This is a genomic window from Odoribacter sp. N15.MGS-14, from assembly GCF_000980245.1.
Taxonomy (GTDB): domain Bacteria; phylum Bacteroidota; class Bacteroidia; order Bacteroidales; family Marinifilaceae; genus Odoribacter; species Odoribacter splanchnicus.
The window spans coordinates 48,353-60,560 of record NZ_LARE01000001.1; the positions used below are offsets into that span (position 1 = coordinate 48,353).

At 43.5% G+C, this 12,208-nt stretch carries 9 protein-coding genes; 5 read left to right on the top strand and 4 right to left on the bottom strand.

From position 1 onward, the window contains the following. The first annotated feature begins 100 nt into the window (after positions 1-100). The 5 genes from WS34_RS00195 (at position 101) to WS34_RS00215 (ending at position 6,290) form a co-directional block, all read left to right on the top strand. A complete protein-coding gene (locus tag WS34_RS00195; RefSeq protein WP_013611085.1) occupies positions 101-937 on the top strand; it encodes an enoyl-ACP reductase FabI in 837 nt (278 codons plus the stop codon). A 65-nt stretch (positions 938-1,002) separates the two neighbouring features. Next, positions 1,003-1,575, top strand: coding sequence for a 3'-5' exonuclease (locus WS34_RS00200; protein WP_046402389.1), 573 nt, complete (start codon positions 1,003-1,005; stop codon positions 1,573-1,575). Positions 1,576-1,633: 58 nt separating this feature from the next. Further along, complete coding sequence (dnaB, locus tag WS34_RS00205; protein ID WP_013611083.1) at positions 1,634-3,163, top strand: replicative DNA helicase; 1,530 nt, start codon at positions 1,634-1,636, stop codon at positions 3,161-3,163. Positions 3,164-3,171: 8 nt separating this feature from the next. Continuing rightward, positions 3,172-4,428 (top strand): hypothetical protein, encoded by a 1,257-nt coding sequence (locus tag WS34_RS00210; RefSeq protein WP_013611082.1) that lies wholly within the window; start codon positions 3,172-3,174, stop codon positions 4,426-4,428. A 29-nt stretch (positions 4,429-4,457) separates the two neighbouring features. Continuing rightward, a complete protein-coding gene (locus WS34_RS00215) occupies positions 4,458-6,290 on the top strand; it encodes an LTA synthase family protein (RefSeq protein ID WP_046402392.1) in 1,833 nt (610 codons plus the stop codon). A 1-nt stretch (position 6,291) separates the two neighbouring features. On the opposite strand, the gene WS34_RS00220 is transcribed toward WS34_RS00215, so the two are convergent. The 4 genes from WS34_RS00220 to WS34_RS00235 all read right to left on the bottom strand — a co-directional run bounded on the left by WS34_RS00220 (position 6,292) and on the right by WS34_RS00235 (position 12,115). After that, on the bottom strand, positions 6,292-8,184 hold the full coding sequence (locus WS34_RS00220; RefSeq protein ID WP_087394251.1) for a SpoIIE family protein phosphatase: 1,893 nt from the start codon (positions 8,182-8,184) through the stop codon (positions 6,292-6,294). A 32-nt stretch (positions 8,185-8,216) separates the two neighbouring features. Beyond that, complete coding sequence (locus WS34_RS00225; RefSeq protein WP_013611078.1) at positions 8,217-9,407, bottom strand: metallophosphoesterase; 1,191 nt, start codon at positions 9,405-9,407, stop codon at positions 8,217-8,219. Positions 9,408-9,522: 115 nt separating this feature from the next. Beyond that, the gene (locus tag WS34_RS00230; RefSeq protein ID WP_046402397.1) at positions 9,523-11,190 is read right to left on the bottom strand and encodes a formate--tetrahydrofolate ligase; all 1,668 of its coding nucleotides are present in this window, start codon (positions 11,188-11,190) and stop codon (positions 9,523-9,525) included. 37 nt (positions 11,191-11,227) lie between these two features. Then, a complete protein-coding gene (locus WS34_RS00235) occupies positions 11,228-12,115 on the bottom strand; it encodes a coiled-coil domain-containing protein (protein ID WP_013611076.1) in 888 nt (295 codons plus the stop codon). Positions 12,116-12,208 lie beyond the last annotated feature (93 nt).

Genomic DNA, 12,208 nt, shown 5'->3' on the forward strand with positions numbered 1-12,208 from the left:
GTATTTTTGCAGGCCGGTTCTGAACGTATTTTATATGTCCGGAGTTTACTATTTATGAAGAATATCGTAAATAGTAAGATTATTCATTAAAATAAAAAGAATGGCTTACAATTTATTAAAAGGAAAGAAGGGAATTATTTTCGGTGCCCTGAATGAGATGTCTATTGCCTGGCAAGTGGCGGAGAAATGTATAGAAGAAGGGGCTGAAATCGTATTGACGAATACTCCGCTATCGATTCGGATGGGAGATATACAGGATTTTGCGGCGAAACATCAGATCCCGCTCATTCCGGCGGATGCTACGAGCGTGGAGGATTTGACCCATCTTTTTCAGGAATCGATGACACATTTCGGTGGGAAGGTGGATTTTATCTTACATTCGATCGGTATGTCTTTGAATGTCAGAAAAAAACGTCCTTATGACGATCTGGATTACGATTTTTTGCAAAAGACGTTGGATATATCCGCAATTTCTTTCCATAAAGTGCTGCAAACGGCCAAAAAACTGGACGCCATCAATGAGTGGGGATCGGTGGTCGCTTTGTCTTATGTGGCAGCTCAGCGTACGATGTTCGAATACAACGACATGGCCGATGCAAAAGCTATGCTGGAATCGATAGCCCGTAGCTTCGGATATATTTATGGACGGGAAAAACGCATCCGGGTGAATACGATTTCCCAGTCACCGACAATGACTACAGCGGGGAGCGGAATCAAAGGTTTCGATTCGCTGGTAGACTTTGCCGACCGGATGTCGCCCCTTGGAAATGCTACTGCAGAAGAATGTGCCAATTATTGCGTTTGCCTGTTTTCCGACCTTACCCGGAAGATTACGATGCAGAATCTTTACCACGATGGAGGATTTTCGAGTATGGGTATGAGTTATAGGGCTATGCACCAGTATAATAAGAGTTTTGATAACGAAGATAAAAAATAGGGGAACTTTTTGCAGTTTGTCTTAAAAAAGGGTAATTTTCCGTCTTCAATTTAAAAATCCGGAATATGTATTTATTCTTTGACACAGAGACGACAGGATTACCTAAACGGTGGAATGCACCTGTAACAGACTTGGAAAATTGGCCCAGATTAGTACAATTGGCCTGGATCATGTACGATGACCGGGGAAACATACTCGAGAGCCGGGATGTCATAGTAAAGCCCGAAGGATTTACTATTCCTCCGGAAGCTTCGCGGGTGCATGGGATCACGACTTTGGTGGCACGTGAAAAGGGGGAACCTTTACAAGAAGTGATGGAGCAATTTGCCCGAAAGATCGATGAAGCGACAGCTTTGGTTGGGCATAATATCAGCTTCGACGAATGTATTGTCGGGGCTGAATTCGAGCGTTTGCGAATGATGACGACCCTGTTCCTGAAGCCGAAATATTGTACGATGAAACTTTCTACAGATTATTGTAAGCTTCCCGGGAAAAAAGGATTCAAATCTCCCCGGTTGGCGGAATTACACCAAGTATTGTTCGGCAGTGGTTTTGACAATGCGCATAATGCATTGGCAGATGTGGAGGCTACAGCCCGTTGCTTTTGGGAACTGAAAAATAGAAAAGTCATCAAGTAGACAGAACCGGAAAAATGAAGCGGTCAGTAAAAGGGAGATAGAGGTTGAATTATTGATTATGGCAAAAAAATCGGATTTTAATACGAGTAGAAGCGTAAAAGATTTGCAGGCGGAATATGGGAAAATGCCCCCACAGGCCGTCGATTTGGAAGAAGCAGTATTGGGAGCCCTGATGTTGGAACGGGATGCTTTTTCTATCGTCGGGGATTTATTGGAACCGGATGCTTTTTATAAGGATGCGCATCAAAAGATATTCCGGGCCATTCATAAGTTGTTCCTGAACGATGACCCGGTGGATTTGCTCACGGTGAGCGAGGCATTGAAGCAAAGTGGGGAACTGGAACAGGTCGGGGGGTATTATTATTTGTCCCAGCTGACGACCCGGGTAGCTTCGGCCGCTCACATCGAATTCCATGCAAAGATCATTGTTCAGAAATATTTGCAGCGTAAACTGATCGGGGTCTGTACAGAATTGCAGGAGATGGCCTATGATGAAGCGACCGATGTTTCTGATTTGATGGATAAGGCTCAGAAAGCTGTATTCGATATTGCCGACGGTAATATTAAAAAAGATACGGCCGAGATAGCTCCGATCATCGACGAAGCGATAAAAGGTATTCAGGCTGCTGCCGAAAAGCCGGACGGGATCAGTGGACTTCCTTCGGGCTTTAATGCTTTGGATGCGGTGACTTCCGGTTGGCAGCCTTCGGATTTAGTGATCATTGCCGCCCGTCCTGCTATGGGTAAGACGGCTTTTGTGCTTTCTATGGCCCGGAATATGGCCGTGAAACACCACCAGGCTGTCGCTATTTTCTCTTTGGAAATGTCGGCCGTGCAGTTGGTGAATCGTTTGATCGCCAGTGAGACCGAATTGAGTGCCGAGAAATTGAAAACAGGGCGTCTCACCGACGAAGAATGGCAGCAATTGCACAGCCGGATCAAGGCTTTGGTGGAGGCTCCCATCCTGGTGGACGATACCCCGGCTTTGTCTATCTTCGAATTGCGGGCCAAGTGCCGGCGATTGAAACAGAAATATGGAATAAAAGTATTGATTATCGACTATCTGCAGTTGATGACCGCCGGTGCCGATATGCGGGGAAACCGGGAACAGGAAGTGAGTTTGATTTCAAGGCAGCTGAAAATTATTGCCAAGGAATTGAGTATTCCTGTTATGGCTTTGTCCCAGTTGAACCGTGGGGTAGAATCCCGGCCGGATAAAAAACCGATGTTGTCCGATCTGCGTGAATCCGGATCTATCGAGCAGGATGCGGATATGGTTATGTTTATCCATCGTCCTGAAAAATATGGGATAACCGTCGATAATGAAGGAAACTCTCTGTTGGGGATTGCGACGATTATTATTGCCAAGCACCGTAGTGGTGCTGTCGGCGAGGTGAATTTGCGTTTCCGGGCCGAATTGACACAATTCTGTGACCTCGATACGACTTCGCCTTTTGCTTCAAGTACTTCGACCGGAGAGATCGTTACCCAAACGTTCAGTTCGAAGATGAACGATGAACCTGTGCCTGCATTGGATCAGGGCTTCGAAGGTATGAGGGATAGTTTCGATAATAATGCTCCTTTTTAAATCGGATCATGAAGAGGCTGCTGCTTATCGGTTGTTTTTGCCTGATGGGATGGATCAGTCTGGCGAATCATATTCTGATTCCGATGGATAATACACAGAGCAATCATTTGAAAGCTTATGGAGTTGTTTATCATACGCTGAAAAAAGGATTGGAAGTGCAGTGGTTGCTCAATTACCGGGGAGGAAGTTTTATACTGCCTTTTGATGCGGACGGACGAACGGAATGTCTGTTGAAAGGAGTGGGCTTCGAAGTGATTCCTCCGGCAAGGCTGAATGCGATCCTGGCTGAGATAGCTTCACCGGAGGTAAATGCAGATGCGGTTAAACTGGAGAAAGCGCCGAAGATTGCCGTTTACTCCCCTAAGGAAAAGAAACCCTGGGATGATGCGGTGACTTTGGCTTTAACCTATGCAGAAATTCCTTATGATGTCGTTTATGATTCGGAAATACTGGACGGATGTCTGAAAGAGTACGATTGGTTGCACCTGCATCATGAAGATTTTACAGGGCAGATGGGAAAATTCTACCGGAATTATCGGCATATGGATTGGTATAAAGCCGAAGAAACAACTAATAAACAAACGGCCCGTAAATATGGTTTTTCAAAAATTTCCGAATTGAAGAAAGCGGTTGTCCGGACGATCCGCGATTATGTGTCTGCCGGAGGGTTTATGTTTGCGATGTGTTCGGCTACCGATACTTTCGATATTGCTTTGGCTGCGATGGAGGTAGATATTTGTGATGTCATGTTCGACGGTGATCCGGTAGAGCCCGGCGCACAGGAAAAGCTCGATTATTCGAAGACATTTGCCTTCAAAGATTTTAAATTGCAGTTGAATCCGAATATTTATGAATACTCGGATATCGATGTCACAGACACCCGAAAAGTAACCGAACGGGATGATTATTTCCTGTTGTTTGAATTTTCTGCCAAGTGGGATCCTGTGCCGACGATGTTGTGCCAAAATCATATGAACATGATTAAAGGGTTTATGGGACAGACTACCGCATATAACCGGAAACTGATCAAATCGAATGTCCTGATTATGGGAGAAAATAAGGCTGCCGGAGAAGTCAGGTATATCCATGGGGAATACGGGAAAGGTACCTGGTCATTTTTGGGCGGACATGATCCCGAAGATTATCAACACTTTGTAGGTGATCCTGTAACCGAATTGGATTTACATCGACAGTCTGCCGGATATCGGTTGATTTTGAATAATATATTGTTTCCCGCTGCCCGTAAAAAACAACATAAGACGTAAGAGCGGGTAACCGTTTAAGAAATAACGAGATGATGAAAGCAAAATTGATTTTTTTACTGAAGTATTACTTGTTTTGGGTCGTTATATCCATTGTGGCAAAAATCATGTTTTTATTCTATCAATGGTCCGATACGACTCATTTGTCCGCTGCTGACTTTTGGCATATTTTAGCCGGAGGAATCCGTTTGGATTTATCTTTGAGCGGTTATATCCTGATGCTTTCTTCAGTAATCCTGATTTGTTCGGTCTTCGTCGGGGAAAAGATTATCCGGGCCGTATTTGCCGGTTTGACGCTGTCGTTACTTCTCTTTTTTTGGGGAGTTGTTGTGGTCGATCTGGAATTATTTAAGAACTGGGGATTCCACATCGATACGACTCCGCTGATGTATCTGAAAACCCCGAAAGAAGCGATGGCTTCTACGCCTTTGTGGCTGAACTTATATCTTACCTTGCTTATGCTGGGATGTGTCGTTTTATCCTTTTGGGTATTCCGTCGTTATGTTTTGAAAGGGTTGCGATATAAAAGGGGAAATTATTGGGGGATTCCCGTATTTCTGCTGATCGGTGGTGCTATGATTTTACCGGTAAGAGGGGGAGTGAACCTGGCTCCGTTGAATAGTAGTGCTGTGTTTTATCATGCTGAGAATATGTATGCCAATCAGGCTGCTGTAAATGCGGTTTGGAATTTTATTTACGAGCTGATGCACATGAAAAATCTGGATAAAAAATATAATTATTTGCCGGAACAGGAGGTGGCACAAGTGGTAGATAGCCTGATGCATACAGGAACCGATTATCCTCGTTTGCTGAAAACAGAACGTCCGAATATCGTATTTTTACTTTTGGAGAGTTTTACGGCGAATGCAGTCGAAGTTTTAGGGGGGATTCCCGGAGTGACGCCGAATTTGAATCAGCTGGCCAAAGAGGGAGTACTGTTTACGAATATTTATGCTACGGGGTCGCGTTCCGACCGCGGAATGGTCGCTGCAATCAGTGCCGTTCCTTCACATCCTGCCGTTGCTATGATCAAGTATCCCAATAAAATCATGGAACGTCCGAGGTTTCCGAAAGATCTCGAAGAAGCCGGGTATTCGACCCGTTATTATTATGCCGGGGATATCGATTTCGGTAGTTTCCGTTCTTTAGTCACCATGAGCTTTCAGGGGATGGTGACCGAAGATGACTTTTCCGGTGAAGCTATGGCCAATCGTTTCAAATGGGGGGTACACGATCAATATATGTTCGAACGACTTTATGAGGATATTGCCAAGGCCCGGCAACCTTTCATGTACATGGCTTTTAATATGAGCAGCCACGAACCTTTCAATGTCCCCGGCGAAGTTGCGATACCCGGCGACGACACAGAGCATAAATTCCTCAATGCCATTCATTATAGCGATGCTTGCATCGGAGAATTTATCCGGAAATGTAAAGCTTCGGGGTTATGGGACAATACGCTTTTCATCCTGATGGCAGACCATGGGACACGTCATATCCGGCATGTGGATCCTTCTACTCCGGCAGCTTATCACATCCCCCTGATATTGTCAGGAGGGGCATTGAATGTGCAGGATACCGTGGTGACGACCATCGGGTCACAAACGGATATGGTGGCTACGGTTTTGGCCCAATTGGGTATGGATCATTCCGGATACAAGTTCAGCCGTAATTTATTGGCCGATCAGGTGATTCCTTTTGCTTTCTTTTCTTATCCCAATGGAGCCGGTGTAGTGACCGAAAAAGGGTCTACTTATTTCAGTTTACAGAGCCAGACTTTTGTCGAGAAAGACAGTGTAAAAGAAGATGGCCGCTTGCTGAAAGCCTATCTGCAAGCGATCAATGAGGATTTTAACCGCCAGTAGATCATTTGCTTCCCGGAATCCCTTTGTATTTGATCGCCAGTAAGGTGAGGTCGTCCGATTGATTGCCCTGACCGATGTGGCTATGGATATCTTCGAGAAGTGCCTGAATGATAAAAGCAGGTGTTTTCACTGTTTGTGCTTCCACACATCTGATCATTTTATCCTGACCGTAGAACTGTCCCGACTGATTTTCCGTATCGGTGATGCCATCGGTATAAAATAACAAGGTTGTATTTTTATTGAAAGTATAGATATGTTCTGAAAATTCATGTTCCTCGAGTACACCGATCGGAACATCGGGGTATTTATTCAGAAAACTGGTCTGTCCATTGTGATGTATGATCAATGGATAAGGATGACCGGCATTGGTAAATGTCATGATTCCGGTATTGATATCTATAATCCCGATAAAGATCGTGGTGTATATATCGTCGTCGGCATCGTCACACATATGTTTGTTGATCAGATTGCAGATTTGTGCTGTAGAAGTGTTATTGCTGGCGATATAGCGGAATAGTTTACTGATGGAGGCCATGTATAAGGCGGCCGGAGTGCCTTTGCCCGCTACATCTCCGATGGCAAAGTAAAGTTGGTTGCCCAGCTGAAAATATTCGTAAAAGTCTCCGCCTACTTCACGGCATTGCCGTAAGTCTGCTGCCAATTCGATATTAGGAGGAAGAAGGATAGGGCGGGGAAGAAAACGTTGTTGAATACGGCGGGCCAGACGCATCTCAGAATTGTACTGTTCTTTCTCGGCCGTAGTGATTTTCAGCCGTTCTATATAGTTCACCAGGTTTTGTTGCAGATAATGAAAAGAATCGTATAAGTCATAAATTTCTTTACAAGATTTCGGGGTAGGAAGTACGATATCGAACTGTCCTTCCGCAACACGACGGGTGGAATAAGCCAACTCGAGTAAAGGAGAGGATAAACGCTTGACAATGTTAACGATACCGATAAACAGGCAGAGTAATCCCAACCCCATAGAAAGGAATAACATGAAATAAAGTTTACCGGATGAATATAAGATCTCGTTATAGGGACAGATGATACCTATTTGCCAATCCATAGGAGAAAAAGGGGTGTAATAGAGGTAGTGTTTTTGTTTGTCCAATTCCACGGTGGTCGCACAGGTTTCCCCTCTCGATATACTCCGGTGGATAAAGCTGGCTTTGGGACCTGTGAGGTGGCTGATCAGATTTTGTTTCCCACTCGGCGATGGAGCCGGATGAGCAATGTAATTTCCTTCCCGATCGACGACAAATAAATTTCCGGATCTGAACAACTTATAGCTGCCGATCAGAGCATTCAGATTCTTCAAGGGAAAGTCTACTTTCAAAATACCACAGGGCTGATGCTGGCTGTTGTGGATCAGATGGCATAAAGCGATGGTCTTGCAGTGGTTTACTTCGGAATAAATCCAATATCCGTTATTGGGTGCCGACTTGATGATTTTAGCTGAGTCCGGATGACAATAGTTGCAACAAGGATCGGGTTGAGTGAAATGGATTTTCTCATCTGCTGTACGGTAAGCATTGATATGAATGAAATCGGCTACTTCCGGATTTTTCAGATCGTAATGGACCGAACTTCCGATGAGTGTCTTATAACTTCTCAGAATTCGGATGGGTAAATCAGGGATATTTTTATAATTCAGTTCTCCCTGCATATCGGTTACATTTTGCGGAATACTTTCGATTCTTGCAATTTCACGTTCGAAGATGATCAAGGCATTATTGGCGATTGCTTTTGCCTGGCTGTAAGCATTGTTGTTGATAAATTGTTCCAGTGAATTGACCAGAGCCAGAGAGATTAAGAAAAATACGACGAATAAAACAAGGATTAAGTAAATAATCAATTGTTTTGAAAAACTGATGTTCTGACTTATTTTCATAGATGATAAAGAGGCACTTAGGGAGAAGTTAGCTAGCGGTTTGGGTGCAGGATGAATTCGGTGATCACAGGTCTCAAACCGATTCTACCGGGAAACCCAAGATAACCTTGTCCGCGACTGACATATAAATATTGATTTTGATGCCGGTATAATCCGTCGTATTCCGGATAAATATATTGTGCCGGACTCCATTCGTTTTTTCCGATCTTGATTCCGAATTGCATAGCATGGGTATGACCGGAAAGGGTCAGGGCTATCCGGGGTACTTGTAATACTTCACCTCTCCAGTGTGACGGGTCATGGGATAAAAGGATGATGCAAGCTTGCCCGGGGAGAGAATCTATAGCGACATCCAATTTCCCGTAACGGGGAAAAGGGGGATTGCCCCAATTCTCGACCCCCACAAGCCAAAGCGTGTCCCTGCCTTCGACGATGGGAATACGGTCATTGTTCAACATATGAAATCCCATCGACTTCATATTTTCAAAAAATTGGTTCAGGTTGTTCCGTTTGTCCGTTTCAGTAGGCCAACGGGTATAATCGCCGTAATCATGATTCCCGGTAATGGCATATTTACCGTAAGAAGCTTTCATTTCTTGAAATAGAGTGATCCAGGGGGACATTTCTGCTGCGAAATTATTGACCATATCTCCTGTAAATACAATGATGTCCGGTTGTAAACGATTGACTTCCCCGACTAATTTCCGCATACCGGGGTAACTTTCTCCGAAACTTCCCAAGTGGATATCCGAAAGTTGTACAATCTTGAAATGATCGAATTCGGCCGGCAAATTTTCCAAAGTCAGATTTACGGTTTCAATTTTATAATTATAACGCCCTAGAGTAAGACTATATAGTAGAATCAGGAAAAGTGCTCCTGCCAGGATACCCGAAAATAAACGGATCAGTTTGGATATCCTCTGACAACATCTCCGTAATAACAGACCGATTCCGTTGAAAACGGTATAAATGAGTTTCGGTGTATAGAATAAAAATAACAGACCGATCAGTTTTTCTATCCAAAAATAACTGTCGGGACCTTTTAAGCGGGATACGCTGTACTGAAAAAGAATTAAGGTACAGATGAAAAAGAGAGTATGTAATCCATATAATAGAATTTGCCACTTTTTATTCAAATATTGTTTCAATTGAATCCAGAATATGGTATCTGTCAATAGAATAAAAATGAGGCCTGCTATAAATATTAAATTACTACTCCGCATATAATTTTTAAATTATAATATCATAAATATGATATAATGTTTAATGGCTAAGACATACATTTATGTCAGGAATGATTATACGCATTCCTGACAAAATAGTAAACCTTAGAAGTTTTTAAAATAAACCGGTGATATGACCTTGTTCGTCGATATCGATATTCTCGGCAGCCGGTTTCTCGGGAAGTCCCGGCATTCGCATGATTTCCCCTGTAATCGGTATGACAAAACCTGCTCCGGCGGCAATTTCTATTTGGCGGACGGTAACGACAAAATCTTTCGGCCGACCTAGTAATTTAGGATTATCGGACAGTGATTTTTGTGTTTTGGCTATACAAACCGGGAGTTTATCCAATCCCAGAGCGATGATTTTTTTCAAATCGCTTTTGGCTTGTGCTGTATAATCGATAGCTGCAGCTCCATAGATTTCTTTGGCGATGGTTTCTATTTTCTTTTCGATATCCCAGCTCCATTCGTAGAGCGGTTTTAGTTTGCATACGCATTGTTCGGCTACTTTGGCTGCCAGGATTGCCAGTTTCTCAGCTCCTTCACCTCCCTTGGCCCAAACTTCCGCTACTTCCATGGGCACGCCCAGTTCTTTGCATTTGTCTGCAACAATTTGTATCTCAGCATCTGTATCGGTGACAAATTTGTTCAAAGCAACGATGGGGCAAATATTGAATTTCTTCATATTTTCAACATGCTTTTCCAAATTTTCGATTCCTTTTCTCAATGCTGCCGTATTCTCTTCTTTCAGATTTTCGACTTTCACGCCTCCATGGTATTTCAGCGCCCGGATCGTGGCGACCAGAACGACGGCGCTCGGATTCAGACCGGCTTTGACACACTTGATATCGAAGAATTTTTCTGCACCCAGGTCAAAACCGAAACCAGCCTCCGTGACGACAAAATCTGAAAGCGAAAGTCCCATCTTCGTTGCCAGTACGGAATTCGTTCCCTGAGCAATATTGGCAAACGGACCTCCATGAATGATGGCGGGATTCCCTTCGATGGTTTGCACCAGATTGGGTTTGATCGCGTCTTTCAATAAAGCGGCCATCGCTCCATGAGCTTTCAGGTCACGGGCATATAAAGGACGTTTATCATAGGTATAACCGATGAAAATATTTCCCAACCGTTCTTTCAGATCCATGAAACTTTCCGATAAGCAAAGGATCGCCATAATCTCTGACGCTGCCGTAATATCGAAACCGGTCTCCCGTGGGATACCGGATGATGTACCTCCCAAACCGACGATAATGTGCCGCAGAGAACGATCGTTCATATCCATTACCCGTTTCCAGGTCACAGTCCGGGGATCTAACCCCAGGGAAGAAGTTTTACTTTGGATGTTATTATCGATCAGGGCTGCCAACAAGTTATGGGCTTTCTCGATGGCATTGAAGTCACCTGTAAAATGGAGATTGATATCTTCCATCGGTAACACCTGTGAGTAACCGCCTCCTGTTGCACCACCTTTGATACCGAATACAGGTCCTAAAGAAGGTTCACGCAAAACAACCGTTGTCTTTTTACCGATCCGGTTCAGCCCTTCGGTCAATCCGATCGATATGGTCGTTTTCCCCTCGCCGGCCGGAGTCGGGGAGATGGCCGATACCAAAATCAGATGCTTGCCTTGCATCCGGGCGGGCTGAATCAGGTCGAGGGGGAGTTTGGCTTTATATTTACCATATAGTTCTATCACTTCCGGATCTATGCCTAATTTTTTTGCAATTTCCGTGATCGGTTTCAGTTTTACGGTACTTGCAATCTCTATGTCTGTCATGTTTTTAATTGTTTGTTGGTTATTGGTTGGTTTTATATTAGTTGAGCGTAAATTCTGTACTCCCTATCAGTTCGTTGTCGCTGAATAATTCTGCAACGTATTTTCCTTTGACCAGACTTCCGTCGTTAGGCCAGTATATCGCCATTTCGAGCCGGTCACCTTCATAATTGATTTCCCGTTTGGCGGAGTAGGTCAGAGAAACATTCTGATATTTAAAGAATGATTTTTCGCTAAAGGCGATCACTTTGTCATCCGGACGTTTCAGACGCAGATAAATCACCCGGTCGCCCCGTTTGGCCGTTACATTTTTCGTGATCACAAATTCCGCTTTCAGGTTGTAACATTTTTTCCAGTTCGTTTCCTTATCTCTTTTATTTACGGGATATACGACGAAGTTTTCTGTCCGGAGGGCACTGGCCTGGGCGATCACTTCTTTCATGTCTTTTTGCTGATTTTCAAGTTTCTGATTCCGTTCCCTGACCCAATTCATTTGTTTGCGTACTTCCGTATTTTCTTTTGCCAGTTTTTGATTCAGCTGATTGAGAGAATCTATCTGTACCACATAACTTCTCAATACATTTTTTAATGTACCGATTTCTTTTTTATAACGATTGATTTCTGCATAAGAGTTATCGCGGAATTTCTTCATCTGATCCATTAAGGTAAGGATCTTTTCCTGTTCTAATTGCAGTTTTTCATTCAGGGTATCGTTACTGGTTTTCAGATCATCGTAATTATGGCTCAGATCGGTAAGCTCCTGTTCCAATAATTGCTTTTCCTCATGAATGGCGGCGATATGTTTTTTATTTTCGGATCTTTCAACTAAAAAGAAAATGAATAATAAAATAAGAACTACCGACAAACAACCGATAACGATCATTAACATTTTGTCTTTCTTGTCCTTGATGATAGAATTTTCTTCCATAATTTAATACATTATTGTTTTTATTCGTTTTTATCTCCTGACTTCCGCAAAGGTAGGAAAAATAAAAGTAAAAGGAGAAATGTTAAAACTAAA

Coding starts and splice junctions, on each gene's coding strand:
- WS34_RS00210 (WP_013611082.1), top strand. CDS start 3,172: ATGAAGAGGCTGCTGCTTATCGGTTGTTTTTGCCTGATGGGATGGATC.
- WS34_RS00200 (WP_046402389.1), top strand. CDS start 1,003: ATGTATTTATTCTTTGACACAGAGACGACAGGATTACCTAAACGGTGG.
- dnaB (WP_013611083.1), top strand. CDS start 1,634: ATGGCAAAAAAATCGGATTTTAATACGAGTAGAAGCGTAAAAGATTTG.
- WS34_RS00230 (WP_046402397.1), bottom strand. CDS start 11,190: ATGACAGACATAGAGATTGCAAGTACCGTAAAACTGAAACCGATCACG.
- WS34_RS00220 (WP_087394251.1), bottom strand. CDS start 8,184: ATGAAAATAAGTCAGAACATCAGTTTTTCAAAACAATTGATTATTTAC.
- WS34_RS00215 (WP_046402392.1), top strand. CDS start 4,458: ATGATGAAAGCAAAATTGATTTTTTTACTGAAGTATTACTTGTTTTGG.
- WS34_RS00235 (WP_013611076.1), bottom strand. CDS start 12,115: ATGGAAGAAAATTCTATCATCAAGGACAAGAAAGACAAAATGTTAATG.
- WS34_RS00195 (WP_013611085.1), top strand. CDS start 101: ATGGCTTACAATTTATTAAAAGGAAAGAAGGGAATTATTTTCGGTGCC.
- WS34_RS00225 (WP_013611078.1), bottom strand. CDS start 9,407: ATGCGGAGTAGTAATTTAATATTTATAGCAGGCCTCATTTTTATTCTA.